Origin of the sequence: Sphingomonas sp. M1-B02 (assembly GCF_026167525.1) — a bacterium.
GTDB lineage: Bacteria > Pseudomonadota > Alphaproteobacteria > Sphingomonadales > Sphingomonadaceae > Sphingomonas.
On record NZ_CP110679.1, the window covers coordinates 1,491,164 to 1,516,554 of the forward strand.

Consider the following 25,391-nt stretch of genomic DNA (forward strand, 5'->3'; position numbering starts at 1 on the left):
GGCTGATCTTCCGACTTTGGGTGGGAACCGGACATTAGCGAACTTCGTCAGTCGCCAGACGACTACGTGCGCCGTCGTACACCCCCTGAACAAAATGCTTTGGGACTAGCTTCCCCAGTTCGTGAAGACGCCAACGGCCAACTCCGCCCATAGCCATAGGAACATCCCGACAACACCGAGGATCGCGAGCACGCGGGTCGAACCACTGCGGACGGCGCGGACGATGAACTCGATCGCTCCACCGAGGAGGAGAAACATAACTGCTGCGAACACGAAGTCGCCTAAAGTCCAGTTGACCTCAGAGGTGAATTGCATGGCAACGGCCGGGGCCAAGAGCAACGCGCCTAACAACCCCCATCCGGCGATGCGCCATATGGAGGTTCCGGCCCGCGGGTTGATCGTCTGATCCGTCATCATGTTCACCTCTATGCGTGATTGAGACCGCCCAATAGGATAAGCGCCGACCGGAGACGTGAGCGAAGCATGAGCAAACCCTGATTTATTCCTGAAGTCTGCCACGGCAGTTCCGCCATCACCACGCGTACTTGTTTCTGTGAGTCATGAGCTCAGACGAATGTCCGAGATTGGGTCGTTAGCCGACCGGCCGCTTTTCTGAGTGTAAGCCAAACATTCCGTTGGCGAGACTGATCCACGCGGAGCGAGTTGAACGGGTCAGGGCGTCGAAAGGCAATCAGCCCCCGCCGACCCCTTCGATCACCGTCCCGCCGCCGCCGCATTCGGGGCAGACGCCGCCATCGGCTTCGCCCGATCCGGCGCAGCGGCGGCAGACATTTTCGCCGGTCCCCGGAGTGCCGGGCTCGGCATCGTCACCGGGATTGGTAGGAATGCTCGCCATCAATCGTTCCTCACATCGAGATGCAGTGCGAGCCAAACGGTCGGGCGGTCCTTTGCGGTCCATGTGACCCAATGCCTTTGCCCGGCCGCGATCAGCAGGTGATCGCCGCGGCTCAGACTGACTTCGGCCGAATTCTCGACGCGGATCCCCGCCGCCCCCTCCAGCAACAGGACCCATTCGTCGTGCGCCTGCAGCATTGGCGCATCCTCGGGGGTCGACTGCCCGTGTGAGACGATGCGTTCGACGCGAATTCCAGGGCGCGCGAGGAGATCGGTGAACGCCTCGGTCTGCTTTGCGGAAGGGAGTTCGGTCAGGAGATTGCCGACCGCTACCTTCAGCCGCGGCTTGGCCTTTGGCTTCGGCGCGGGCTTCGGCTTGGGTTCGGGCTTGGCCCTGGGTTTCGGCGCGGGCTCGGGTTCCGGCTTGGGCCTGGGCAGCGCCCTTACCGAGCTCGCCGACTTGCCCCAGGTCGCGCGCGCAAGATCGCGCAGATGCGCCTCGATCTCGGCGGCGCTCGCCGTCAGCGCATCCCCCTCGATCCCGAACGCCGGGGCGCCCGCTGAATCCTTGAGCCCATAAAGCCCGAAATCGCCCCCGGCCTTGCGGCGCCGCGACTTGACCAGCTTCAGCCCCCGGTGCGTCGCCATCTCGCGAAGCGCGTCGTCTTGTTCGCTCACTTCACGATCCCTCGACTTCGCGGCCCCAAATCTGCAAGGGCACCGTACATGCCCCGTTTCCAGTTCACCATCCACGCCACCGACGGCAAGGCCCGCCGCAGCACAATCTCGATGCAGCGTGGCGAAATCCGTACCCCCGCCTTCATGCCGGTGGGGACCGCCGCGACGGTCAAGGCGATGAAGCCCGCCGACGTGCGCGCCAGCGGCGCAGACATATTGCTTGGCAACACCTATCATCTGATGCTGCGCCCCGGTGCCGAGCGCGTCGCGCGGCTGGGCGGGCTGCACGGCTTCATGGGCTGGGACCGGCCGATCCTGACCGACTCGGGCGGCTATCAGGTGATGAGCCTGTCCGAGCTGACCAAGCGATCCGAGGAAGGCGTGGCGTTCCGCTCGCATCTCGATGGCTCCAAGCATCTGATCAGCCCCGAGCGATCGATGGAGATCCAGCGGCTGCTCGGATCGGACATCGTCATGGCGTTCGACGAATTGGTGCCGACCACCTCGACGCGCGAAGTGCAGGCCGCGGCGATGGAGCGCTCGATGCGCTGGGCGAAGCGGTCGCGCGCCGGCTTCGATTCGGGCGGCGAACATGCCGGGCGCGCGGCCCTGTTCGGCATCCAGCAGGGCGCGCTCAACGAAGGACTGCGGCGATCTTCGGCGGATGCGCTGAAGGATATCGGCTTCGACGGCTATGCGGTCGGCGGGCTCGCGGTGGGCGAGGGCCAGGAAGCGATGTTCGCGGTGCTCGATTACGCCCCCGGCCAGCTCGATGCCGAAAAGCCGCGCTATCTGATGGGGGTCGGCAAGCCCGACGACATCGTCGGCGCGGTCGAGCGCGGGATCGACATGTTCGATTGCGTGCTGCCCACCCGCTCGGGCCGCACCGGCCAGGCCTTCACGCGGCAGGGCCCGATCAACATACGCAACGCCAGGTTCGCCGAGGATCAGGGTCCGATCGATCCGGAATGCCCCTGCCCCGTCTGCGGTACCTGGAGCCGCGCCTATCTCCACCATCTCGTGCGCGCCGGCGAAATCCTAGGCGCGATGCTGATGACCGAGCATAACCTCTATTTCTACCAGCAGCTGATGGCCGATCTCCGCGCCGCGATCGAAGGGGGCGTGCTGGCCGACTTCGCGAACGGTTTCCGCGCACGCTATCGCGCAAGCGGCTGATACCGCTCAATCACTACCTTAACCATAAGCTGTTCCGGGGCGGGACGCGGCCAAAAAGCAGGGCGCGGACGCGCGTGCGAATCGCTATAGCGCAGGCCGGAAGCGGGCCTCTGCCCGCGCGGAGGTCTCGAACTTGTTCTGGCGGCGCTTCTCACAAATGCAGGCTCGGGGGATCGCCGCGGCCGCCCTTGTGTCGCTCGTGGGAGCCGGATTCTCGGCCAAGGCGCTGAGCCCCGAGCCGCTCGCGCCCGTCGCTGCGCCTGCCAGCGCGGGCTATGAGGCCGACGATCATTTCCCCGGCGCGGCTTATTATACTGCGGTCTCCGACGAGGCCGCGCAGGCGGCCGGCACCACCGGCACGACCGCGCTTCCCGATCTGCCCGTCCCGCAAGGCGGCGTCGACGGATCGATCCAGCCCGCCAGCCCGTTCCGGCTGGTCGGCACCGATATCGACAAGGCGCGCGCGATGCAGTGCCTGACGACGGCAATCTATTACGAAGCAGCGAGCGAGCCCGACGATGGCCAGCGCGCGGTGGCGCAAGTCATCCTTAATCGCGCCCGGCATCCCGCTTTCCCCGCCACGGTCTGCGGCGTCGTTTTCCAGGGTTCGGAGCGCAAGGGCTGCCAGTTCAGCTTCGCCTGCGACGGCGCCATGGCGCGCATCCCCTCGCGCACCGCCTGGGCCCGCGCCGGACGGGTCGCAGCAGCCGCGCTGGCAGGAAGCGTCTTCGCGCCGGTCGGCATGGCGACGCATTACCACACTTATGCGGTGACCCCGTCGTGGAACCGCAGCCTGGTGATGACCGGCGTCTATGGCGCGCATTTCTTCCATCGCTGGAAGGGCGGCTGGGGCACCGCCGCCGCCTTCACCCAGGCCTATCGCGGCAACGAGCCCTTCCCCGGCCCGCATCCGAGCGCGCTGGTCGCCGCACCGGTCGCCGCCAATCCGCTTGCGCTCGCCGTGCCGATGCCGGTGGTCCCGCCGACCCCCAGCGCGGCTATCCAGCCGGCCTATGCCGCCAGCGGGACGCCGACCACGGCCTATGCCGGCACTGCAACGCTCCCCGACTCGCAGATCCTCGACAAGTGGAAGGACAGCGGCAAGCCGCTGCGCTGAACCGAAACGGGCCCCGCCAAAATGGCGGAGCCCGTGGTCGTCAGCCTGGCCGATCGCGGATCAGCGGCGGCGGTTGTTGCGATCCTGCTTCTCGGTCCGGATCCGAGCCGATAGCGCATCGAAACGGCGATCGAGATCACGACGCTCGGCGACGGTCAGCCCGGGCCGCGAGTTGCGATACTGGGTCTCGAGCCGCGAGAGGGCACGGAACTCGTTGCGCACCCGGGTCGCCTCTGCGCGGCTGAGCGCGCCGGAACGGATGCCCTGGTTTATCCGCGTCTCGAGGCGCTGCTGGCGGGCATTGATATTCTGCCACGCCTGGACGCTGGCATAGCCCGGCGCCGGAGCCGCGCTGACGGTGGCGGGCAGGGTCGCGGCGGCGATGCCGAGGCCTGCGAGCATCAGGGTGAACTTCTTCATGGCGAACTCCTCTTTCTGAACTGGACCGCCACATTGCCGCGGTCGAAAGCCTGTATCGAACGCGCATGTCGCGCAGGTGTCCCACGGTTCGTCTTATTCTGTCGCTTTTTGTCGCAAGCGCGGGAAGTTCGTTCAGCTCAGGCCGGCTCGAGCAGGCGCTCTGCCTGTGCCCGCGCCTCGTCGGTAATCTCCGCGCCGGAAAGCATGCGCGCGATTTCCTCGCGGCGCTCGCCGCTGTCGAGCGGAGTCACGCCGGTGCGGGTGACGGTGCCGTCATGGCTCTTCGCGATGAGCAGATGCCGCGTGCCGCGCGCCGCGACCTGCGGGCTGTGCGTCACCACCAGCACCTGCGCGGTACCCGCCAGCCGGGCGAGGCGATCGCCGATCGCGCTGGCGACCGCGCCGCCGACGCCGCGATCGATCTCGTCGAAGATCAAGGTCGCCGCCCCGCCTTCCTCGGCCAGGGCTACCTTCATCGCCAGAATGAAGCGCGACAATTCGCCTCCCGACGCAATCTTGATCAGCGGCGCAAAGGGCGCCCCCGGGTTGGTCGATACTTCGAACTCCACCCGGTCCATCCCCGCCGGCGACCAGAGACTCTCGTCAAGCTGCTCGACGACCGTTTGGAAACGGGCGGCATCGAGTTTGAGCGGCTTGAGCTCGGTCATCACCGCGAGATCGAGCCGAGTCGCGGCGATGCTGCGCGCTTCGGATAGTTTGCGCGCCGCGTCGCGATAGGCGCGGTGCGATTCCTCGACCGCCAGTTCGAGCCGGGCGATCCCTGCGCCGCCACCCTGCACCCGCTCGAGCCGCGCTTCCATCTCGGCAAGGAAGGCCGGCAGCGCGTCGGGCTGTATGCGATGCTTGCGGGCAAGCCCGCGCAATTCGAACAGCCGCGCCTCGTCGGCCTCGAGCGCTGCCGGATCGAAGGCGAGCGCATCGGCGGCCAGCGCCAGACTGTCTTGCGCCGCGCTGCCTTCGTTGATCGCGCGATCGATCGCGACCAGCGCTTCGGCCAGCGCTGCATGTCCATCAGCGATCCGCTCCAATATGCGCGCAGCCTGGCGCAACTGGCTCAGCCCCCCGTCCGATCCGTCGAGCAGTTCGGATACCGCGTGCAGATCCTCGGCGATCTTCTCGCCGCGCTGCATCGTCGCACGGCGGCCGGCGAGTTCTTCCTCCTCGCCTTCTTCCGGCGCCAGCGTGCGCAATTCGGTGACGACATGTTCGAGCCATTCGCGATCGCGCTCGGCTACATCCTGCTCGGCGCGGGCGACCGCCAACGCGCCCTCGGCCTCGCGCCACGCCCGGTGCGCGATGGCGACCGCGCCCGTCTCAAGCCGGGCAAAGGCATCGAGCAGCGCACGGTGCCCCCGAGGATTGAGCAGTCCGCGATCGTCATGCTGGCCGTGGATCTCGACGAGATGTGGGGCAAGTTCGCGCAACAGCCCGGCGGAGGCAGGCTGATCGTTGACGAAGCCGCGGCTGCCGCCATCCGACTTGACGATGCGGCGGATCAGCAAGGGCTCGCCGGGTTCGAGATCGAGCCCGTTCTGCGCCATCAGGTTCGCGACCGCGCCACCAGGTGCCGGCATCGCGAAGCTGGCGGTGACGACGGCCTGGGCAGCCCCCTGGCGGACCAGCCCGCTCTCGCCCCGCGCGCCCAGCGCGAGGCCCAGTGCATCCAGCAGAATCGATTTGCCCGCGCCGGTTTCGCCGGTGAGCACGCCCAGCCCGGCACCGAATTCGAGATCGAGCGCCTCGATCAGAACCACGTCGCGGATGGAAAGCGCCGTCAGCATGGCGCCCCTATCGCAGGAACGGAGAAGGAACGGAAGCCGCCGCGAACGACAAGCCGGAGCCCGATCAGCTCGCGGGCGACTGCGCCAAAGCGAGCTTGTCGCGATTGTCCTGCATCAGCTCATAGGCCTGCTGGTACCATTTGGTGCCGGGGTAATTGGCGCCGAGCACCGCCGCCGCCTTGTTCGCCTCGACCGGAACCCCGAGCGCAAGATAGGATTCGGTCAGCCGCATCAGCGCTTCGGGCACATGCGTGGTCATCTGATAATTGTCGGCCACCGCGCGGAACCGCATCGTAGCGGCGAGCCACTGGCCGCGGCTCTGATAGAAGCGACCGATCTCCATCTCTTTGCCCGCAAGATGGTCGCGAACCAGATCGATCTTCAGCCGCGCATCGGCTGCGTAGCGGGTGTTGGGATAGCGGCGGGTCAACTCGCCCAGCGAATCGAGCGCCTGCTGGGTGATCTTCTGGTCGCGAGTCACGTCCTGAACCTGCTCATAATAGCTCAGGCCGATCAGATAATAAGCGTAAGGCGCGTCGCGATTGCCCGGATGCACTGCAAGGAAGCGCTGCGCCGAGGCGATCGCCTCAGGATAATCCTGATTCAGATAGTAACTGAACGCGCCCATCAGTTGCGCGCGGCGCGCCCACACCGAATAGGGATGCTGGCGCTCGACCTCGTCGAACAGCGCCGCCGCCAGCTTATACTGACCTTGATCGAGCCGCTCCTTGCCAGCGCTGTACAGCGTGCCAACGTCGCGGGCGACGTAGGGAAGGTCGCCGGGGGCGCCGCGCTTGGCACAGCCGGCTACCGAAAAGGCAAGCACCGGGACGAGGGCGAGCGCGCAAGCGCGGGCAATGGGGGTACGCATGGGCGGGGTCTTAGCCGAGCGTAGTGGCTTCGAACAATCCTTTTCGCGGCGGCTTTGTGGCGGGTCGATTGGCCAACAAAATATTGCCGGGGATCGCGTGGCGGGCCAAAGGCGTTTCAGAGCGAAATGGAGATCACCTTGACTGCTACGCTTCTCGCCACGCACCGCGTTGAAAAGCCCTGGGGGCGCCATACGCTCTATCCCGGTTTCGCCGATCCCGCGCCCGACGGCGAGCCGGTCGGCGAGATCTGGTTCCAGGCGCAGGGTGACGCTGCGCCCGATCTCCTGATCAAATATCTCTTCACCAGCGAGAAATTGTCGGTCCAGGTTCATCCGAACGACGAGCAGGCGCATGCTGCCGGGCTTCCGCGCGGCAAGGACGAATGCTGGATCATCCTGGATGCGGAGCCCGATTCCACGATCGCCCTCGGCACCAGACAGCCGCAGACCCGCGAAGCGCTCCGCGCGGCCGCGCTCGACGGCTCGATCGAGGCGATGCTCGACTGGAAGCCGGTTAAGGCCGGCGACTTCTTTTACTCCGCTTCGGGCGTGATCCACGCGATCGGCGCCGGCATCACGCTGATCGAGGTCCAGCAGAATAGCGAAACCACCTATCGCCTCTACGATTATGGCCGCCCGCGCGAGCTGCACCTCGATGCGGGTGTCGCCGTCGCCGATCCGAACCCCTATGTCGCGCACCCGACGCCCGGAAAGGTAGCGGACGATCGCACGATTCTGGTCGAAGGGCCGAAATTCGTGCTCGAGCGCTGGGAAGGGGGGCGTCGCACGCTCACCCTGCCGGCGGGGGTCCAGGGCTGGCTCGTGCCGGTCAGCGGCGAAGGCGTTGTGGACGGCGTCCCGTTCCGCGCGGGCGAATGCCTGGTGCTTGAGGGCGCATGCGAACTGCATGCTGTTGCGGGGAGCGATCTGCTGTTCGCCTATCCGGGCACTCACCGGATCCAGTGACGGCTGGGATAGCGGCGCGATGAACGGCCTGTAGTTTGCCGTTCACGCAACCTCGACCGGCATCGGCACGTTGGGTCGGCACTGTAACAATCAGGAGCCATTCCATGCGTATCCTCTTCGCCGCCGCGATCGCCGCGGTCGCCCTGCCGGCGCTTCCCGCCGCAGCCCAACAAAATCCGCGCCAGGAATATCGCGAGAATGTCCGCCAGGCGCAGCGGGAGTGCAACCGCGACATGCGCCGTGCCGACAATCGCCGCGATGTCCGCGGTGCGCGCGAAGAATGCCGCGAGGATATGCGCAACGCCCGCCAGGAACTGCGCGAGGATCGGCGCGATTGGCGCCAGTATCGCAATTACGACTATAACCGCCCGGCGCGCGGCCAGACCGCTTATTACGCCGACGATTATTATCGCGATGGCCGCTACTATCAGGAGCGTCGCCTGACTCGCAACGACCGCATCTATCGTGGTCGCAACGGCCAATATTATTGCCGCCGCAACGATGGCACGACCGGCCTGATCGTCGGCGGTGTCGCCGGCGGCCTCTTTGGCAATGCGATTTCGAACGGCCGTTCATCGACGATCGGCACGCTGCTCGGCGCCGCATTGGGGGCGACCGCAGGCGCCGCGATCGATCGCGGCAACGTGCGCTGCCGCTGATCCGGCTGCCATCCAGGCATAGAAATGGGCTCGGTGCTTCGGCACCGGGCCTTTTTTCTTGGAAGTTAGATAAGCCCGCCGGTCAGGAACAGGCGGAGGCCGCTGATCAGGACGACCAGCAGGTTGAGATTGCGACCGGAGGTCCGTCCGGAGATCATGCCGATCGCGGCGCCGAGGATGGCGACGGGCAAGGCGATCCAATTGAGCATCGGCACCAGCGGGATTGGAATCACGCCGACAAGGGCAATCAGCAGCGCAACGAGACCCACGAGGATCGAGAAGATATTCAGCATGATCCTGCCATGCCGACTTACCGGTGTGTTGGCAACATAAACCAGCAACGAACGGGGCAGAATAGTTAACGGAATATTTAGCGGTTAACCTTCTCTACCAACGCTTCCTTAACCGTCTCCTGGCTAGGATACGTCTCCCTGAAGGAGCGTTTTGATGGCCCGCAGCCTCGGTTTTTTCCTGTTCGCCTTCCTGCCGCTGGCGCTTGCGGCCTGCAGTGGCGCCGGCGACAATCTCGGCGATAACGAGATCGTCAACGCCGCCGATCCCGCGCTGGCCAGCGCGCTCCAGGAGCAGATCATGGTCGATCCGCAGCTCGGCCGCCAGGCGAACGGCGATGCCGTTCGTCCTCCGAGCCAGCCTTATTCGGGCGGCCTGCCCAGCGATGCGGTCGCGGCAAACGGCAGCAATCCGGATACCGCCGGACTGATGAAAACTCCGCCCCCGATCGAATCGGGCAAGCAATGCACCCAGTGCGCCGCGGCCCGCGAAGCCGTGACGCTGGGCGGTCTCGCTGCGCGCCAGAAGAACCCTCGCAGCGCCGGTTGCGCGGGCGCACTCAAATATTCGGCGGCATGGGCGCAGCGGCTTCCCGCCGATCTGCCGCTCTTCCCGCAGGCACGCGTGACAGAGGCGGCGGGCGCCGAGGGCGGCAAATGCGCGCTCCGCGTCGTCAGCTTCTCGGCATCGCAGCCGATGCAGCTCATGCTCGACTGGTATTACACCAAGGCTATCCGCGGCGGCTACACCTCCGAGCATCAGGTCGAGGGCAAGCAGCATATCCTAGGCGGCACGCGCGAGCGCGACGACGGTGCCTATGTGTTGTTCATGACCACCCGTAAGGATGGTGGGACCGACGTCGATTTCGTCGCGAACAACGGCAGCTAATAAGCCCCGTCATACCGGCGAAAGCCGGATCCAGAGCCAAGCAGGGCATCGCTCGTGACCCGGGATCCCGGCTTCCGCCGGGATGACGGTTGAGAGGGAATATCCGCCAACAGTTCCCCTCCCCGGCATTACGCGCTACCGCGCTCCTTATGCCTTCTCTTCTTCTCGTCATGCTCGGCGGCGCGTTCGGCGCCGGCGCGCGGCACCTCGTCGGACGCGCCGCGCTGGGGCTGCTGGGTCCCAATTATCCCTGGGGCACGCTGAGCGTGAATCTGCTCGGCGGGTTTGCGATGGGGCTGCTCGCGGGCGGCCTGGCCCGCTTCGTCGATGGCGGCGAGCAATGGCGGCTGCTGCTGGGCGTCGGCCTGCTCGGCGGCTTCACCACTTTCTCGGCTTTCTCGCTCGAAGTCGTGCTGATGCTCGAGCGCGGCGCCTGGCTTGCCGGTTCGGGCTATATCGCCGCCTCGGTCGCCGGCTCGGTGCTGGCGCTGGCGGGCGGCCTCTTTTTGATCAGGGCAATCGCATGAACAAGGACGTCCGCCAGTTCGTGGTCGCCGCCGATGATGACGGCATCCGGCTCGATCGCTGGTTCAAGCGGCATCTTGCCGACATCAACTTCAACCTCGTCTCGCGCTGGGCGCGCACCGGGCAGATCCGCGTCGACGGCGCGCGCGCGACGCCGGGCGACCGGCTGACGGTCGGCCAGACGATCCGCGTGCCACCGGACGAGCCGGTCAAGGCGACGGTCGCGGCCAAGCCCAAATCCACGCGTCCGCCGCTCAGCGACGAGCAGACCGAATATATGCGCGAAATGGTCATCCACCAGGATGCCCAGGCGATCGTGATCAACAAGCCCCCCGGCCTCGCCACGCAGGGCGGCACCGGCACGATGGAGCATGTCGACGGCATGCTCGATGCGCTCCAGTTCGAGTGCGAGAACCGCCCCAAGCTGGTCCACCGCCTCGACAAGGATACCAGCGGCGCGCTGCTGCTGGCACGAACCTCGCGTGCGGCGGCCTATTTCTCGAAGCATTTCTCCGGCCGCACCGCGAAGAAGGTCTATTGGGCACTCGTCGTCGGCGTGCCCGAGATCGAAGACGGCATCATCGACCTGCCGCTCGCCAAGCAGCCCGGCACCGGCGGCGAGAAGATGCATGTCGACCAGAAAGAAGGCCAGGCCGCCCGTACGCGATACCGGGTGATCGATCATGCCGCGAGCCGCACCGCCTGGGTCGAGCTCCAGCCCTTCACCGGCCGAACCCACCAGCTCCGCGTCCATATGGCCGCTATCGGCCACCCGATCGTCGGCGACGGCAAATATGGCTTGCAGGAGGCCTTCCTGACCGGCGGCATCTCGCGAAAGATGCACCTCCACGCGCGCCGGCTGCGGATCGATCATCCCGACGGCGGCAAGATCGACATACTGGCCGATCTGCCGACCCATTTCGCCGAATCGATGGACACGCTCGGCTTCGAGCTGGCCGAGGGCGATCGCATCGCCATGGACGACGGTCCCCCGCCGATGAGCCGCGAAATGCTCAAATCCAAGGCGCGCGCGCACGCCAAGGGCGTCCGGAAAGAACGCCGCGGCGAACGGCGCGGCCGGGGCGAAGCGAAGAAGAAATGAACCGCCTCGCCGTCTTCGATTGCGACGGGACCCTCGTCGACAGCCAGGCGAACATCTGCCGCGCGATGGAGGCGTGCTTCGTCGCATCGCGGCTCGATCCGCCCGATCGCCACGCCATCCGCCAGATTGTCGGGCTGAGCCTCGTGCCGGCGATCGCCCGGCTCCTGCCCGAAGCCGATGCGGCGCAACATGCCGCGATGGCGGAGGCCTATAAGCAGGCCTTTGTCGCGATGCGCTCGAACGGCGCGCTCGATCCCGAACCGTTGTTCGAGGGTGTAGCCGAAACGATCGAGGCACTCCACGAAGCCGGCTGGCTGCTCGGCGTTGCCACCGGCAAATCCGATCGCGGGCTCCACCATATCCTGGAGCATCATGCTCTCAGCCACCGCTTCGTCACGCTCCAGACCGCCGACCGCCACCCCTCCAAGCCGCATCCCTCGATGCTCGAACTGGCTATGGCCGAAGCCGGCGCCGCGCCCGAGACCACCGCGATGATCGGCGATACCAGCTTCGACATCCTGATGGCCACCGCCGCGGGCGCCGATCCGATCGGTGTTGCATGGGGCTACCACAGTCGCCAGGAACTGCTGGAGGCCGGTGCCCGGCATGTCGTCGAGCATGCGCGCGCTTTGCCGGGGCACCTGGAGAGGTCATGACCGACGAAGAAAAGCTGGCGCGGAAGCGCTATTATATGATGGCCGGAGTCAATCTGCTCGCCACCGCCGGCGCGGTGCTCGGACTGGTGATTGCCGGCCGATCGCAGACCACCGAATATACCGTGCTGGGCTGTGCGGTGATCCTCTCGTCGCTCTACATGATGGCGGTCGTGCCGCGCGCGCTCGCGCGGCGCTGGCGTACTCCGACGCCGTGAAACGTTTCTGGAAACAGGTGACGGTCGAGCCCGGCAACGGCATCGCGCTGGACGCGCGCCCGGTGCGCACCCCGGGACGCGCGCTGCTCCAGCTGCCGACGGGGCAGCTTGCCGAGGCAATCGCAGAGGAGTGGCGCGGCGTCGGCGAGACGCTCGATCCGCGGACCATGCCGCTCACCGGCCTCGCCAATGCCGCGATCGATCGCGTCGCGCCCGATCCGGCGCGCTTCGCCGCGGGGCTGACGGCCTATGGCGAGAGCGACCTGCTTTACTATCGGGCCGAGTCCCCGCCCCAGCTCATCGCGCGGCAACAGGCGGCGTGGGATCCGCTGCTCGATTGGGCGTGCGGCCGCTACGACGTGCATTTCGAGCCCGTCCACGGGGTGATGCACCGCGCCCAGCCCCCCGCGACGATCACGCGGCTAAGCGAAGCGGTGGCCGCGCTCGATCCGTTCCGGCTCGCCGGTCTCTCGCCGCTGGTGACGGTAAGCGGCTCGCTGATCGCCGCGCTGGCGTTACTCGAGGGCGCGGCGGATGCCGACACGGCGTGGAACGCCACGCGCATCGACGAGGATTGGCAGGCCGAGCAATGGGGCGAGGACGACCTTGCCATCGCCACGCGCGACGCCCACCGCGCGGACTTCGATACGGGCGTGCGGTTCCTGGCGCTGCTGGGCTAAGACCGGCTTACTTGTTCAGCCCGCGAATGAAGCCGATCAGCCCGGTCTGCCGCGAGCGCCGCAGCCGCTCGGCCTTCAGGATCGTGTGCACGGACCCGTAGCACTGTTCGACCTCGTCGTTGACCAGCACATAGTCATAGCCGTCCCAATGGCTGACTTCGGCAGTCGCGCGCGACATGCGCGCGTCGATCACCTCGACCGGATCGGTGGCCCGCCGCACCAGCCGTTCGTGCAATTCCTTGAGCGACGGCGGCAGGATGAAGACGCGGACGACATCGCCGCCCGCAAGCTGGAACAGCTGCTGCGCGCCCTGCCAGTCGATGTCGAACAGCACGTCGCGACCCGCGGCTAGGATGCTCTCCACGGTCGCGCGCGGCGTGCCATAGCGATGGCCGAACACATGCGCCCATTCGAGGAACTCGTTGTTCGACACCATCTCGCGAAACTTTTCGAGATCGACGAAATGATAGTCGACGCCGTCTTCCTCGCCCGGGCGAATCGGCCGCGTGGTGTAGGATACCGACATTTCGAGCTGATCGTCGGCCGCCAGTATCTTGCGGGCGATCGTCGATTTGCCCGCGCCCGAAGGCGAGGACAGCACGAACAATACGCCACGACGGCGGAATTTGTGGGGATCGTTCTCGGCGCGGTGGGGCATGGGCGCTAGTGGCGCGGGGACTCGCCCCGCGTCAAGTCAAACGCCGCCGTTGCGCCGGCTTCGGCGATCCTTTGCATAGCGATAAAGGCCATAGCCGCCCGCGAGCAGCAACCCGGGTGTACCCATTCGGGTAATCACGCGCTGCGCGGCGTATCCCATCGCCGCGCCCTTGATGCCACCCTTGCCATCACGCCGATCGATGCGGCTGCCGATGAAGGCGCCGATGAGGTTGCGGATCATGCCTGCTGCTCCCCGAGACGCGAGAAATAGCGCGCGCCATAGGCCAGCGCCCCGAGCACGATCAGCGCGGGGACGACGCGCTTGCCGACTTCCCATGCCGCGACGCCCGCGACGGCACCGATCGTGCCGCCTTCGCCGTCGCTTGCGTCGATCTTGTGGCCGATCCAGCCCGCAATTGCCTTGCCGATCATTCGAGTCTCCTTTGCCCGGTAGAGCGAAAGAGAAGCGGGGAGGTTCCCTATCCTCCCCGGCACGGGGAGGGGAAATTAACGCCCTACCATCGTCTCAGGACGGACCATGCGGTCAAACGTCGCCTCGTCCACCAGCCCGAGCGCGAGCCCGCTCTCCTTGAGCGTCAGCCCCTTCTCATGCGCATTTTTCGCAATCTTGGCCGCCGCGTCGTAACCGATCTCGGGCGCCAGCGCAGTGACCAGCATCAGCGAGCGGCCGACCAGATCGGCGATCTGCTGCTCGTTCGCCTCGATCCCGTCGACGCAGCGCTCGGCGAAGCTGGTCATGCCGACTGCCATCAGGTGGATCGAGCGCAGCACGTTCGCGCCGATCAGCGGCATGAATACGTTGAGCTCGAAATGGCCCTGCATCCCGCCGACGGTAACCGCCTGGTGGTTGCCGATCACCTGCCCCGCGACCATCGTCAGCGATTCGCACTGGGTGGGATTGACCTTGCCCGGCATGATCGAGCTGCCCGGCTCGTTGGCCGGCAGCGACAGCTCGCCGAGCCCCGAGCGCGGGCCCGAGCCCAGGAAGCGGATGTCGTTGGCGATCTTGTTGAGAGCGACTGCGAGCGTGTTCAGCGCGCCCGAGAAGAAGACCAGCCCATCCTTGGCGGCAAGCTGCTCGAACTTGTTCGGCGCGCTCTCGAATTCCGTGCCGGCGATTTCGCTGATCGCCGCGGACATATCCTCGGCCCAACCCTCGGGCGCGTTGAGCCCGGTGCCGACCGCGGTGCCGCCGATCGCGAGCTTGCGCAGGTTTCCGTTCAGCGCGCCCTCGATCCGCGCCTTGCAGCTGATCAGCTGCGCGGCATAGCCGGAGAATTCCTGGCCCAGCGTCAGCGGCGTCGCGTCCTGCGTATGGGTGCGGCCGATCTTGACGATATGGTCCCAGGCCTCGGCCTTGGCGGTCAGCGACTCGGTCAGCTTTTCCAACGCCGGGATCAGTGCATCGCGCGTCGCACGCACCGCCGCGACATGAAGCGCGGTCGGGAAGCTGTCGTTCGACGACTGGCTCATATTGACATGATCGTTGGGGTGCACCGGCGATTTGCCGCCGCGCGCGCCGCTCAACACCTCGTTCGCGCGGCCGGCGATCACCTCGTTGACGTTCATGTTGGTCTGGGTGCCGCTGCCGGTCTGCCAGATCACCAGCGGGAACTGATCGTCGAGCTTGCCGTCGACGATTTCCTGCGCCGCGGCCTCGATCGCGTCGGCGATTTTATCGTCGAGCCCGTGCCGCCGGTTCACCCGCGCCGCGGCCTGCTTCACGATCGCCTGGGCATGGACGATACCCAGCGGCATCCGCTCCATCTCGCCGAACGGAAAATTCTCGATCGAACGCTGCGTCTGCGCGCCCCAATAAGCGTCGGCGGCGACTTCGATGGCCCCGATCGAGTCGGTTTCGGTGCGGGTATTGGTCACGAGATCCTCCGAGAACGTTTGCGCGCGCTCTAAAGGCATCGGACGTATTTCGACAAGGGTTCCACGAGAGCGTCGGGCAGTCAGCCCCCAGCCTGCCTCCGGCGGCGTATCCGTCCCCGGACGGATTACTTCTTCCGCTTGAAGTCCACCGAGACGACGTTCGACCCATCGTCCACCGGCTTCGGCGGCGCGGCGCCGTCATTCTCCGCCTCGTCGTGCGGCTCGGGGGCATCCGGGCCCTCCTGCGCCTGGAAGCGCAGTTCGAAATTGACCGCGGGATCGTGGAAGCCGGTGATCGCTGAGAAGGGGATCGTCAGCATCGCCGGCACCTGGTTGAAGCTCAGCCCGATCGAGAAGCGCTCGTCGTCGACCTTCAGGTCCCAGAAGCGGTGCTGCATGACGATCGTCATCTCGTCCGGAAAACGCTCGATCAGCCGCTGCGGGATGTCGACACCGGGGGCATGCGTCTTGAAGGTGATGTAGAAATGATGCCCGCCCGGCAGCGCCTGAGTCGCGGCGACCGAGCCGAGCACGCGCCCCACCACCGCGCGCAGCGCTTCCTGCACGATTTCGTCATAGGGAATCAGGCTGTCGGGCACGGTTGCGGTCATGCCCCTTGGGTAGCGGCTCGAAACCGCGGGTCAAGATTGCATGGGCGGCAACCATCGCTATGTGAGCGACATGCGCACCGCCACGATCAGCCGAAAGACCAGCGAAACTTCGATCGACGTCACCGTCAACCTCGACGGTACCGGCGCCTATCGCATTTCCACCGGCATCGGCTTCTTCGATCATATGCTCGAGCAGCTCGCCCGCCACTCGCTGATCGACCTCGACGTGACCACGGTCGGCGATCTGCACATCGACCAGCACCACACCGTCGAGGATACCGGGCTCGCGATCGGCGAAGCGGTGGCGCAGGCGCTCGGCGACAAAAGCGGCATCCGCCGCTACGCCGATGCGCTTTCGCCGATGGACGAGACGCTGACTCGCGTGGCGATCGACATTTCGGGACGCCCCTTCCTGGTCTGGAAGACCGAATTCACCCAGAAGCGCCTGGGCGAGATGGACACGGAGATGTTCGAACACTGGTTCCACAGCTTCGCGCAGACCGCGGGCGTGACGCTGCATGTCGAGACGCTGTACGGCAACAACAACCACCACATCGCCGAAGCTGCGTTCAAGGGCCTGGCCCGCGCGCTGCGCGAGGCCGTCGAGCTCGATCCGCGTAAGGCCGGCGTGATCCCCAGCACCAAGGGCGTGCTCTGACATGGTGATCGTACTGCTCGATTATGTCGCTGAAATCGCCGAGGTGGACCGCCACCGCGCCGCGCATGTCGCCTGGCTCAAGCTCGCGCTGGCCGAGGGCCGGCTGGTGACCGCGGGGCGCCAGGTTCCGCTCACCGGCGGTGTGCTGATCGCCAAGGGCACGCGCGCCGAAGTCGAGGCCTGGGCGGCAACCGATCCGTTCGTGACCGAAGGCGTCGCCACCGCGAGCTTCGTCGAATATACGCCGAGCCTGGCCGCGCCGGGGCTGGACGCCCTGCTGGCATGAGCGTCGCGCTGATCGATTACGGCGCGGGCAATCTCCATTCGGTGCACAACGCGCTCAAGGCCGCGGGCGCGCCGGACTTCGCCGTCACCGCCGATCCCGAGCTGGTGCTGAAGGCAGACCGCATCGTCCTCCCCGGCGTCGGCGCGTTCGCCGCCTGCGCGCGCGGGCTTCGCGACATCGACGGGATGATCGAGGCACTCGAGGAACGCGTCCTCAAGCAAGGCGCACCCTTCCTCGGGGTCTGCGTCGGCATGCAGTTGATGGCGACCAGCGGCGAGGAGCATGGCAGCCATGCCGGCCTGGGCTGGCTCCCCGGCACCGTCCGCCCTCTCGCCCCCGCCTCCGATATCCGCGTGCCGCATATGGGCTGGAACCACGTCGTCCCCGTCGGCCAACACCCGCTGATCGAGCCCGGCGAGGCCTATTTCCTCCACAGCTTCGCCTTTGAGGGCGAGCATGTGCTGGCGACGACCGAGCATGGCGGCCCCGTCACCGCGGCGATCGGTCGTGACAATCTGGCCGGCGTCCAGTTTCACCCCGAAAAGAGCCAGCGCTACGGCATCGCGCTGCTGGAGAGGTTCCTCACATGGCGACCATAAGTTCATGGGCCTGATCGTCTTTCCCGCGATCGACCTGAAGGCCGGCCAGGTCGTGCGCCTGGCAGAGGGCGATATGGACCGCGCAACCATCTATGGCGACGATCCCGCCGCGCAGGCCGAGGCCTTTGCGCAGGCAGGCGCCGAGTGGCTCCACGTCGTCGATCTCGACGGTGCCTTCGCCGGTGAATCGGTCAACGGCGCGGCGGTCGCCTCTATCGTCGAGCGCTTCGGCGGCAAGGTCCAGCTTGGCGGCGGCATCCGCAACCGCGATTCGATCGAGCGCTGGCTCGATCTGGGCGTCGCGCGCGTCGTGATCGGCACCGCGGCGCTGGAAGATCCCGACCTGGTGCGCGAGGCGGCGCGCGACAATCCGGGGCGGATCGTCGTCGCAGTCGACGCCCGGGACGGGCTGGTAGCGACCCGCGGCTGGGCTGACGTCTCCGACGTATCGGTGATCGATCTCGCCCGGCGCTTCGAGGATGCCGGCGTCGCCGCGCTGCTCTTCACCGATGTCGGCCGCGACGGGCTGCTGAAAGGGTGTAACGTCGAAGCCACCGTGGCGCTCGCCCGCGCGGTCTCCATTCCCGTCATCGCCAGCGGCGGAGTGACCGATATCGGCGACATCCATGCGCTGCGCGGCCATGTCGACGACGGCGTCGAGGGCGTGATCACCGGCCGCGCACTGTACGACGGCCGGCTCGACCTCGCTTGGGCGATCGAGGTGGCAAAGGGATGACCGTCCGGGCCCGCGTCATCCCCTGCCTCGACGTCGCCAACGGTCGCGTCGTCAAGGGAGTCAATTTCGTCGCGCTGACCGACGCCGGCGATCCCGTCGAGCAGGCCCGCGCCTATGACGCCGCCGGCGCCGACGAGCTCTGCTTCCTCGACATCACCGCCAGCCACGAGGCTCGCGGCACGATGGTCGATGTCGTCCGCCGCACCGCCGAGGTCTGTTTCATGCCGCTCACCGTCGGCGGCGGGGTGCGCACCGTCGACGATGCCCGCGCGCTCCTGCTCGCCGGGGCCGACAAGGTCGCGGTCAACAGCGCCGCAGTCGCGCGCCCCGAAGTCGTGTCCGAGATCGCCGATCGCATGGGCAGCCAGTGCGTCGTCGCCTCTATCGACGCGCGCAGAAGCGGCGACCATTGGGAAGTCTTCACCCATGGCGGCCGCCGCGCGACCGGCATCGACGCGGTCGAGCATGCGCTGCGGCTGGCCGAACTCGGCGCGGGCGAATTGCTGATCACCTCGATGGACCGCGACGGCACCCGCGACGGCTATGATCTCGAGCTGATCCGCACGATTGCCGATCAAGTTACCGTCCCGGTCGTCGCGAGCGGCGGCGTCGGCAATCTCGGCCATCTGGTCGAGGGCATCCGCGACGGCCATGCCTCGGCGGTGCTGGCGGCGAGCATCTTTCATTTCGGCGAAGCAACCGTGGCCCAAGCCCACGCCGCGCTGGCGGCGGCGGGGATCCCGGTTAGGGCGTAGTCGATCCTCCCTGGCACGGGGAGGTGGCAGCGCGCAGCGCTGACGGAGGGGGCTCTCCACGAGGGACGCTCTTTGCGGCTCGCCCCCTCCACCACCGCTTCGCGGCGGTCCCCCTCCCCGTGCCGGGGGAGGAGTGGTTTAACCCTTCCCAAACCCCGACCTACTACACCACCCAAATGCTCCGCCTCGCCCTCTTGCTGTTCCTCGCCACCCCCGCGCTGGCGAATCCCGCGCCGCATAGCGGCGTCGCCGGCAGCCGCTCGATGCCCGAGCTTTCCGACCTCGCGCTCTTCGCCTGCGCCGCGGCCGGCATCTGGTTCGTCCGCCGCAAGCTGCGCGCGCGCTTCCGCGCCAAGGATTGACAGCGGCCCCCCGCTCCCGCAGCCGGAGCCCATGCCCGACTATCTCGACACGCTCGAAGCCGTCATCCGCGAACGCCGCGCCGGCGATCCCGATTCCTCCTACGTCGCCCGCCTGACCGCCAAGGGCCGCGCCAAGATCGCGCAGAAGCTCGGCGAGGAAGCGGTGGAAACCGTGATCGCGGCGCTGTCCGACGACAGGATCGCACTCACCAGCGAGGCCGCGGACCTGGTGTTCCATTTGGCCGTACTGCTGGCCGACGCCGGCCTCAGCCTGGACGATGTCCGCGCCGAACTCGCCCGGCGCGAGGGTGTGTCCGGTCTCGACGAGAAGGCGTCGCGCATCTGATCCTCCCCGTTCCGGGGAGGATCGGTTACGGTGCGGCAAACTAGGAGCACCTTATGCCCATCGACGCCACCCAGCCCTATGACCCCGACAACATCTTCGCGAAAATCCTGCGCGGCGAAATTCCTGCCAAGCCGATCTACGAGGACGCGCATGCCTTCGCCTTTCCCGACATCAATCCGCAGGCGCCGCAACATATATTGGTGATCCCCAAAGGCGCCTATGTCAGCTGGGACGATTTCTCTACGAAGGCGAGCGACGCCGAGATTGCCGGATTCATCCGCGCAGTAGGACTGGTCGCGCGGGAAGCGGGGATGGTCGAGGACGGCTATCGCCTACTCGCCAATGTCGGCCAGCACGGCGGCCAGGAAGTCCCGCACCTCCACGTGCATATCTTCGCGGGGCGGCCCCTGGGCCCGATGCTCGCTCGCCAGGGCTGAGTCCGGCGGCCATGCCAGTTCGTCTCATCGCACTAAGGGATTGCACCCTCGGGTTTTGCGACTAGGCTCGCGCCTTTCCAATTCGGAGCGGCGCATCAGACGCCGTAAGGGGACCCATTCATGATTTTCGGGCGCGTAAAGTCACTCGACGCCATTCTGGCCACAGCCGAGAAGAAATCGCTCCACCGATCGCTCGGCGCCTTCCAGCTGACGATGCTCGGCATCGGCGCGGTGATCGGTACCGGTATCTTCGTTCTCACCGCCGAGGCTGCGCAAAAGGCCGGCCCCGGCATGATGCTGGCGTTCGTGATCGCCGGCTTCGTCTGCGCGGTCGCCGCGCTCTGCTACGCAGAAATGGCCGCGATGGTCCCGGTTTCGGGCTCCGCCTATACCTATAGCTATGCCGTGATGGGCGAACTGATCGCCTGGATGGTCGGCTGGGCCCTGATTCTCGAATATGCCGTTGCCGCGGGGGCGGTTTCGGTCGGCTGGTCAGGCTATGTCGTCGGCCTGCTCGAAAACGCGTTCGCGATCGACATTCCCGACATGCTGGTGCGTGGTCCCTATGACGGCGGGCTGATCAACCTGCCGGCGATGGCGATTGCCGGCCTCGTCACTTGGCTGCTGGTGATCGGCACCAAGGAGAGCGCGTTTGTCAATTCGATCCTCGTCCTGGTCAAGGTCGCCGCGCTGACGCTCTTCATCATCCTGGCGGTGCCGGCGATGAACATGCAGAATTTCGAGCCCTTCTCGCCGCTCGGCTTCGCCGGTGTATCAGCCGCCGCCGCCTCGATCTTCTTCGCTTATGTGGGCTTCGACGCGGTCTCGACCGCCGCGGAGGAAACCAAGAATCCGCAGCGCAACATGCCGATCGGCCTGATCGGTTCGCTCGCCATCTGCACCATCTTCTACCTGCTCGTCGCCGCCGGCGTCATTGGCAGCGTCGGCGCGCAGCCGATGCTGGGCCCCGACGGCGCGGCACTGCCCCCGGGCAGCATCGAGCTGACCAAGGCCTGCGCGGACAATGTCGCCGCCACCGGCCGCGACGCGGTTGTCTGCTCGAAGGAGGCCTTGGCCTGGACGCTGCGCGAAATCGGCTGGCCGCAGATCGGCAACCTCATCGGCCTCGCCGCCGGCCTGGCGCTGCCTTCAGTCATCCTGATGATGATGTTCGGCCAGACCCGCATCTTCTTCGTGATGTCGCGCGACGGCCTGCTTCCCGCGGTCTTTTCCAAGGTCCATCCGAAGTTCCACACCCCGCACGTCATCACGATCCTGACGGGCATCTTCGTGGCGATGTTCGCGGCCTTCTTTCCGGTCGGCAAGCTGGCCGACATCTCGAACTCGGGCACCTTGTTCGCCTTCGCCGCGGTGTCGATCGCGGTGCTGGTGCTGCGTCGGACCGATCCGAGCCGCCATCGTCCGTTCCGGACGCCCTTCATCACGATCACCGCGCCGATCGCGATTCTCGGCTGCGCCTATCTGTTCTACAGCCTGGGGCATGACACCAAGCTGATGTTCGTGATCTGGGCGGCGATCGGGCTCGTCGTCTATTTCGCCTACAGCCGCCGCAAGAGCCATGTCGGCCAGGGCATCGTCGACGTCCACGAGGACGATCCCGACGCCCCGCCGCAGCCGGTCCCGCCGCTGCCGGGTGCCCCGACGCCGGGGTATAAGGACGCCTGATCCGGCGTAGCGCACAAAGAAAGGGCCCGGGGAGCGATCCCCGGGCCCTTTTTCTTTATCCTCCCCGGTACGGGGAGGTGGCAGCGCATAGCGCTGACGGAGGGGGCTCTCCACGACGCGGCCAGCTTGCGGCCCGCCCCCTCCACCAGCCTTCGGCTGGTCCCCCTCCCCGTACCGGGGAGGACTAGCTCAGCCCAGCTTTTCGTCGGTCAGCTTCTTCAGGTCCACCTCGGCGCGCGCGCCATAATGCTGGATGATCTCCGCCGCGCAGATCGCGCCGAGGCGAAGCGAGTCCTCGAGCCCGCGGCCCTGCGCCTGGCCATGCAGGAAGCCCGCGGCGAACATATCGCCCGCGCCGGTCGTGTCGACCAGCTTGGCGATCGGCTCGGCGGGAACTTCGACTCGCTCGCTGCCCTGCAATGCCATCGCCCCCTGCTCGGAGCGGGTGACGACCAGCAGCGGCACCTTGCCATGGATATGCTCGACCGCGGCTTCGAAGCTCTCATGCTCGCACAGCGCCAGCAGCTCATTCTCGTTGGCGAACAGGATGTCGATCAGGCCATCGGCGATCAGCTGCCGGAAATCGTCGCCGTGGCGCGAGATGCAGAACACGTCGCTGAGCGTGAAGGCGACCTTGCGGCCGTTGGCGCGGGCGATGTCGATCGCCTTGCGCATCGCCGCGCGCGGCTCCTCGGGATCCCACAGATAGCCTTCGAGATAGAGGATCGCGCCCTTGGCGATCACCTCCTCATCCAGCGCGGCGGCGGGCAGATATTGCGACGCCCCCAGGAAGGTGTTCATCGTCCGCTGCCCGTCGGGCGTGACGAAGATCAGGCAGCGCGCGGTGGTCGGCTGGCCCGGGCGCACCGGCGTGGCGAACGCGACCCCAGCGGCGCGCAGATCATGCGCGAAGACCGCGCCGAGCTGGTCGTCGGCGACCTGGCCGATGAAGGCGGTCTTGCCGCCCAGCGCCGCGATCCCGGCGACGGTATTGCTCGCCGATCCGCCCGATACTTCGCGGCCCGGGCCCATCTTAGCATAGAGCGCGTCGGCTTCCTCGGGCGAGAACATCAGCTGCATCGAGCCCTTGGCGACGCCGATCTCCTCAATGAAACTGTCTTCGGCCTGGGCGAGGATGTCGACGATGGCATTGCCGATCGCGACCACGTCATAGGTGGGGCTGGTCAATTCTTGGCTCCAATTGGGTTGCGTCGACGCACTAGGGACAGGCAAGGGAGAGCGCAATGTTACAGGCCTTCTTCCTCTCGCTCGGCCAGTTGCTCGATCCGCGCATTATGATGGTGTTCCTCAAGTCGCTGATCGTGACCTTGCTGCTGTTCGCTTGCGGGGGCGTGGGGCTTTGGTTTGCGATGGATTGGCTCGGGGCCGTCGCCGGATCCTGGCTTGGCATGAACGGCGGAAGCGGTGCCTTTGCGAGCATCGCCACGCTTGTGTTGCTGCTGATCGCCTGGTGGCTGCTGTTCCGCGCGATCGCGGTCGCGGTGATCGGCATCTTCGCAGACGAAGTCGTCGCGGCGGTGGAAGCGAAACATTATCCCGGCGCGCATGCCGGCGCGCGCGACCTCCCCTTTGCGCGCTCGCTAGCGATGGGGCTGGGCTCGGCGGGGCGGATCGTTGCCGTCAACCTGCTGCTTTCGCCGGTCTATCTGATGCTGCTGATCACCGGTGTGGGCACGGCAATCCTGTTCTTCCTGGTCAACAGCTGGCTGCTCGGTCGCGATCTCGGTGACATGGTCGCCGCCCGGCACATGCCTTATGATGCGCTACCCGCGTGGCGCAAGCAGACCGGGGGGCACCGCTTCCTGCTCGGCGCGATCGGCACGGCCCTGTTCCTGGTCCCGATCCTCAATCTGCTCGCCCCGATCGTCGGCGCGGCGATGGCGACGCATCTTTTCCATCGGAGACTCGCATGAAATTCTGGATCCTCGCCGCCGGACTCGCGCTGGGCGCATGCGGCGGCAGCGGCGCCGAAGTACGCCCGGCCGCCCATATCCCCGTCCCCACCGCCGCGCTGCCGGCAAATGTCGGCGCGATCCTCGGCCAAACCGGCAATGCGATGATCGCGCGCTTCGGCAAGCCGCAGCTCGATATCGTCGAGGGGCGCGGGCGCAAATTGCAGTTCGCCGGACCGATCTGCGTGCTCGATGCCTATCTCTACCCGGCGGCCAACGGCCGCGGGGATCCTACCGTAACCTATCTCGACACCCGGCAGCGCGACGGTGGTCCCATCGACCAGGCAAGCTGTGTCGCGGCTTTGGGGAAGCGGTGATTTCTTCTCCCCTTCCGCTTGCGGGAGGGGTCGGGGGAGGGGCTGTCAAATATCAGTTCGCCCGCGGCACTCCCCTCCCCTAACCCCTCCCGCAAGCGGGAGGGGAATTAGGCAGAAAGTCGCGCCAGCGCCCACTCAGCCGCCTCGCGCACCACCGCATCAGGATCGTCGAGCAACGCGCGCACAGGCCCGATCAGCGCCATACTCCCGCTATTCCCCGCCGCGATCAGACAATTGCGCACCATCCGGTCCCGCCCGATCCGCTTGATCGGCGACCCTGAAAACACCTCGCGAAACCCGGCATCGTCGAGCGCCAGAAGGTCGGCCAGCCCGGGCGCCGTCAGCTCGGCTCGCGGCGCGAAGGCGAGGTTCGCCTGCGCCGAAGCCGCAAACTTGTTCCACGGGCAGACCGCCAGGCAATCGTCGCAGCCATAGATGCGATTGCCCATCGCCGCGCGAAACTCGAGCGGGATCGGTCCCTTATGCTCGATCGTCAGGTAGGAGATGCAGCGCCGCGCATCGAGCCGATAGGGGGCGGGAAAGGCATCGGTCGGGCACGCGCTCTGGCAGGCGCTGCAACTGCCGCACAGATCCCGCCCCGCCTCGTCGGGCGCCAGTTCCAGCGTGGTGTAGATCGCGCCCAAAAACAGCCAGCTGCCATGATCGCGGCTGACCAGATTGCTATGCTTGCCTTGCCAGCCCAGCCCCGCCGCCTCGGAGAGCGGCTTCTCCATCACCGGCGCGGTATCGACGAACACCTTGACGTCCGCGCCGGGGGCCACCCCGACCAGCCAGCGCGCCAGCTCCTTCAGCCGCCGCTTGATCACGTCATGATAGTCGCCGCCCTGCGCATAGACCGAGATGCGGCCCACCTCCCCTTCCCCGGCCAGCGCCAGCGGGTCGCTCGCGGGCGCATAGCTCATCCCAAGCGCGATCACCGATCGCACCTCGGGCCATAGCGACGCGGGGCTCTCGCGCTGGTGCGCGCGCTCCTCCATCCAGATCATCGATCCGTGCCGCCCCTCGGCCAGCCATTCGCGCAGCCGTGCGCCCGCCGCCGGCGCGGCGTCGGTGCGCGCGATCCCGCAATCCGCGAAGCCGATTTCGGCCGCTTTCGCCTTCAGTCGGGCTTCCAATGGCTTGTCTTGCCGCACGCGCACCCGCTACC

35 protein-coding genes are annotated in these 25,391 nt (G+C 66.7%); 21 read left to right on the forward strand and 14 right to left on the reverse strand.

Features of this window, described 5'->3' with window-relative positions; translation table 11 throughout:
- Positions 1–105: 105 nt before the first annotated feature.
- The 3 genes from OKW87_RS07235 to OKW87_RS07245 form a co-directional block, all read right to left on the reverse strand.
- A complete protein-coding gene (locus OKW87_RS07235) occupies positions 106–417 on the reverse strand; it encodes a hypothetical protein (RefSeq protein ID WP_265543468.1) in 312 nt (103 codons plus the stop codon).
- Positions 418–691: 274 nt separating this feature from the next.
- Positions 692–856 carry a hypothetical protein gene (locus OKW87_RS07240; protein ID WP_265543470.1) on the reverse strand — a complete coding sequence of 55 codons (165 nt, stop codon included), beginning with the start codon at positions 854–856 and terminating at the stop codon, positions 692–694.
- Positions 856–1,533: a hypothetical protein gene (locus OKW87_RS07245; RefSeq protein ID WP_265543472.1), complete on the reverse strand. Its 678-nt coding sequence runs from the start codon at positions 1,531–1,533 to the stop codon at positions 856–858. The genes OKW87_RS07240 and OKW87_RS07245 overlap by 1 nt, the downstream gene beginning before the upstream one ends.
- A 48-nt stretch (positions 1,534–1,581) precedes the next feature.
- Between OKW87_RS07245 and tgt the strand changes: the two genes are divergently transcribed.
- Entirely contained in the window at positions 1,582–2,709 is a 1,128-nt protein-coding gene (gene tgt, locus OKW87_RS07250) for a tRNA guanosine(34) transglycosylase Tgt (RefSeq protein WP_265543474.1), read from the forward strand.
- A 190-nt stretch (positions 2,710–2,899) separates the two neighbouring features.
- Complete coding sequence (locus OKW87_RS07255) at positions 2,900–3,826, forward strand: cell wall hydrolase (RefSeq protein WP_322740337.1); 927 nt, start codon at positions 2,900–2,902, stop codon at positions 3,824–3,826.
- Positions 3,827–3,886: 60 nt separating this feature from the next.
- Here OKW87_RS07255 and OKW87_RS07260 read toward each other — a convergent pair whose 3' ends face one another.
- The 3 genes from OKW87_RS07260 to OKW87_RS07270 all read right to left on the reverse strand — a co-directional run bounded on the left by OKW87_RS07260 (position 3,887) and on the right by OKW87_RS07270 (position 6,919).
- Positions 3,887–4,246 (reverse strand): hypothetical protein, encoded by a 360-nt coding sequence (locus OKW87_RS07260; protein ID WP_265543478.1) that lies wholly within the window; start codon positions 4,244–4,246, stop codon positions 3,887–3,889.
- Between the two features lie 137 nt (positions 4,247–4,383).
- On the reverse strand, positions 4,384–6,048 hold the full coding sequence (gene recN, locus OKW87_RS07265) for a DNA repair protein RecN (protein WP_265543479.1): 1,665 nt from the start codon (positions 6,046–6,048) through the stop codon (positions 4,384–4,386).
- Between the two features lie 64 nt (positions 6,049–6,112).
- On the reverse strand, positions 6,113–6,919 hold the full coding sequence (locus tag OKW87_RS07270) for an outer membrane protein assembly factor BamD (protein WP_265543480.1): 807 nt from the start codon (positions 6,917–6,919) through the stop codon (positions 6,113–6,115).
- Between the two features lie 138 nt (positions 6,920–7,057).
- On the opposite strand from OKW87_RS07270, the gene OKW87_RS07275 reads away from it, so the two are divergent.
- On the forward strand, positions 7,058–7,885 hold the full coding sequence (locus tag OKW87_RS07275; protein ID WP_265543481.1) for a class I mannose-6-phosphate isomerase: 828 nt from the start codon (positions 7,058–7,060) through the stop codon (positions 7,883–7,885).
- 104 nt (positions 7,886–7,989) lie between these two features.
- A complete protein-coding gene (locus tag OKW87_RS07280; protein WP_265543482.1) occupies positions 7,990–8,544 on the forward strand; it encodes a glycine zipper 2TM domain-containing protein in 555 nt (184 codons plus the stop codon).
- Positions 8,545–8,609: 65 nt separating this feature from the next.
- Here the strand turns inward: OKW87_RS07280 and OKW87_RS07285 are convergent, their stop codons facing one another.
- Entirely contained in the window at positions 8,610–8,837 is a 228-nt protein-coding gene (locus tag OKW87_RS07285) for a hypothetical protein (RefSeq protein ID WP_265543484.1), read from the reverse strand.
- A 154-nt stretch (positions 8,838–8,991) separates the two neighbouring features.
- Here OKW87_RS07285 and OKW87_RS07290 point away from each other — a divergent pair, with 154 nt between their 5' ends.
- From OKW87_RS07290 to OKW87_RS07315, 6 genes are all read left to right on the forward strand, one after another.
- Positions 8,992–9,723 carry a hypothetical protein gene (locus OKW87_RS07290; protein WP_265543486.1) on the forward strand — a complete coding sequence of 244 codons (732 nt, stop codon included), beginning with the start codon at positions 8,992–8,994 and terminating at the stop codon, positions 9,721–9,723.
- 149 nt (positions 9,724–9,872) lie between these two features.
- The gene (gene crcB / locus OKW87_RS07295) at positions 9,873–10,250 is read left to right on the forward strand and encodes a fluoride efflux transporter CrcB (RefSeq protein ID WP_265543488.1); all 378 of its coding nucleotides are present in this window, start codon (positions 9,873–9,875) and stop codon (positions 10,248–10,250) included.
- Entirely contained in the window at positions 10,247–11,350 is a 1,104-nt protein-coding gene (locus OKW87_RS07300; protein WP_265543490.1) for an RluA family pseudouridine synthase, read from the forward strand. Before crcB ends, OKW87_RS07300 begins: the two co-directional genes overlap by 4 nt.
- Positions 11,347–12,006, forward strand: a complete 660-nt coding sequence (locus tag OKW87_RS07305) for an HAD-IA family hydrolase (protein WP_265543492.1) — start codon at positions 11,347–11,349, stop codon at positions 12,004–12,006. The genes OKW87_RS07300 and OKW87_RS07305 overlap by 4 nt, the downstream gene beginning before the upstream one ends.
- The gene (locus OKW87_RS07310) at positions 12,003–12,221 is read left to right on the forward strand and encodes a hypothetical protein (RefSeq protein WP_265543494.1); all 219 of its coding nucleotides are present in this window, start codon (positions 12,003–12,005) and stop codon (positions 12,219–12,221) included. Before OKW87_RS07305 ends, OKW87_RS07310 begins: the two co-directional genes overlap by 4 nt.
- Positions 12,218–12,901 carry an ATP12 family chaperone protein gene (locus tag OKW87_RS07315; protein ID WP_265543496.1) on the forward strand — a complete coding sequence of 228 codons (684 nt, stop codon included), beginning with the start codon at positions 12,218–12,220 and terminating at the stop codon, positions 12,899–12,901. The genes OKW87_RS07310 and OKW87_RS07315 overlap by 4 nt, the downstream gene beginning before the upstream one ends.
- A 7-nt stretch (positions 12,902–12,908) precedes the next feature.
- Here the strand turns inward: OKW87_RS07315 and gmk are convergent, their stop codons facing one another.
- The 5 genes from gmk to OKW87_RS07340 all read right to left on the reverse strand — a co-directional run bounded on the left by gmk (position 12,909) and on the right by OKW87_RS07340 (position 16,068).
- A complete protein-coding gene (gene gmk, locus OKW87_RS07320; protein WP_265543498.1) occupies positions 12,909–13,559 on the reverse strand; it encodes a guanylate kinase in 651 nt (216 codons plus the stop codon).
- 36 nt (positions 13,560–13,595) lie between these two features.
- Complete coding sequence (locus OKW87_RS07325) at positions 13,596–13,799, reverse strand: hypothetical protein (protein WP_265543500.1); 204 nt, start codon at positions 13,797–13,799, stop codon at positions 13,596–13,598.
- On the reverse strand, positions 13,796–13,990 hold the full coding sequence (locus tag OKW87_RS07330) for a hypothetical protein (protein WP_265543502.1): 195 nt from the start codon (positions 13,988–13,990) through the stop codon (positions 13,796–13,798). Before OKW87_RS07330 ends, OKW87_RS07325 begins: the two co-directional genes overlap by 4 nt.
- Positions 13,991–14,065: 75 nt before the next feature.
- A complete protein-coding gene (gene fumC / locus OKW87_RS07335; protein ID WP_265543503.1) occupies positions 14,066–15,457 on the reverse strand; it encodes a class II fumarate hydratase in 1,392 nt (463 codons plus the stop codon).
- Between the two features lie 125 nt (positions 15,458–15,582).
- Positions 15,583–16,068 (reverse strand): SspB family protein, encoded by a 486-nt coding sequence (locus OKW87_RS07340; RefSeq protein WP_265543505.1) that lies wholly within the window; start codon positions 16,066–16,068, stop codon positions 15,583–15,585.
- 70 nt (positions 16,069–16,138) lie between these two features.
- On the opposite strand from OKW87_RS07340, the gene hisB reads away from it, so the two are divergent.
- The 9 genes from hisB (at position 16,139) to OKW87_RS07385 (ending at position 21,933) form a co-directional block, all read left to right on the forward strand.
- Positions 16,139–16,726 (forward strand): imidazoleglycerol-phosphate dehydratase HisB, encoded by a 588-nt coding sequence (gene hisB / locus OKW87_RS07345; RefSeq protein ID WP_265544039.1) that lies wholly within the window; start codon positions 16,139–16,141, stop codon positions 16,724–16,726.
- 1 nt (position 16,727) lies between these two features.
- On the forward strand, positions 16,728–17,012 hold the full coding sequence (locus OKW87_RS07350; RefSeq protein ID WP_265543507.1) for a YciI family protein: 285 nt from the start codon (positions 16,728–16,730) through the stop codon (positions 17,010–17,012).
- Entirely contained in the window at positions 17,009–17,611 is a 603-nt protein-coding gene (gene hisH, locus OKW87_RS07355) for an imidazole glycerol phosphate synthase subunit HisH (RefSeq protein WP_265543508.1), read from the forward strand. Before OKW87_RS07350 ends, hisH begins: the two co-directional genes overlap by 4 nt.
- 4 nt (positions 17,612–17,615) lie before the next feature.
- A complete protein-coding gene (hisA, locus tag OKW87_RS07360; protein WP_265543510.1) occupies positions 17,616–18,347 on the forward strand; it encodes a 1-(5-phosphoribosyl)-5-[(5-phosphoribosylamino)methylideneamino]imidazole-4-carboxamide isomerase in 732 nt (243 codons plus the stop codon).
- Complete coding sequence (hisF, locus tag OKW87_RS07365) at positions 18,344–19,102, forward strand: imidazole glycerol phosphate synthase subunit HisF (protein ID WP_265543512.1); 759 nt, start codon at positions 18,344–18,346, stop codon at positions 19,100–19,102. Before hisA ends, hisF begins: the two co-directional genes overlap by 4 nt.
- A 176-nt stretch (positions 19,103–19,278) precedes the next feature.
- Positions 19,279–19,464: a hypothetical protein gene (locus OKW87_RS07370; RefSeq protein WP_265543514.1), complete on the forward strand. Its 186-nt coding sequence runs from the start codon at positions 19,279–19,281 to the stop codon at positions 19,462–19,464.
- Positions 19,465–19,495: 31 nt separating this feature from the next.
- Positions 19,496–19,810 (forward strand): phosphoribosyl-ATP diphosphatase, encoded by a 315-nt coding sequence (locus OKW87_RS07375; protein ID WP_265543516.1) that lies wholly within the window; start codon positions 19,496–19,498, stop codon positions 19,808–19,810.
- A gap of 53 nt (positions 19,811–19,863) precedes the next feature.
- A complete protein-coding gene (locus OKW87_RS07380; RefSeq protein ID WP_265543517.1) occupies positions 19,864–20,247 on the forward strand; it encodes a histidine triad nucleotide-binding protein in 384 nt (127 codons plus the stop codon).
- Positions 20,248–20,367: 120 nt separating this feature from the next.
- On the forward strand, positions 20,368–21,933 hold the full coding sequence (locus OKW87_RS07385; protein ID WP_265543519.1) for an amino acid permease: 1,566 nt from the start codon (positions 20,368–20,370) through the stop codon (positions 21,931–21,933).
- Positions 21,934–22,122: 189 nt separating this feature from the next.
- Here the strand turns inward: OKW87_RS07385 and OKW87_RS07390 are convergent, their stop codons facing one another.
- Positions 22,123–23,121, reverse strand: coding sequence for an adenosine kinase (locus OKW87_RS07390; RefSeq protein WP_265543521.1), 999 nt, complete (start codon positions 23,119–23,121; stop codon positions 22,123–22,125).
- Positions 23,122–23,177: 56 nt separating this feature from the next.
- Between OKW87_RS07390 and OKW87_RS07395 the strand changes: the two genes are divergently transcribed.
- Both OKW87_RS07395 and OKW87_RS07400 read left to right on the forward strand, forming a co-directional pair.
- A complete protein-coding gene (locus OKW87_RS07395; RefSeq protein WP_265543523.1) occupies positions 23,178–23,867 on the forward strand; it encodes an EI24 domain-containing protein in 690 nt (229 codons plus the stop codon).
- Entirely contained in the window at positions 23,864–24,223 is a 360-nt protein-coding gene (locus tag OKW87_RS07400) for a hypothetical protein (protein ID WP_265543525.1), read from the forward strand. The genes OKW87_RS07395 and OKW87_RS07400 overlap by 4 nt, the downstream gene beginning before the upstream one ends.
- Positions 24,224–24,330: 107 nt before the next feature.
- On the opposite strand, the gene queG is transcribed toward OKW87_RS07400, so the two are convergent.
- Complete coding sequence (queG, locus tag OKW87_RS07405; protein ID WP_265543527.1) at positions 24,331–25,377, reverse strand: tRNA epoxyqueuosine(34) reductase QueG; 1,047 nt, start codon at positions 25,375–25,377, stop codon at positions 24,331–24,333.
- Positions 25,378–25,391: the final 14 nt, after the last annotated feature.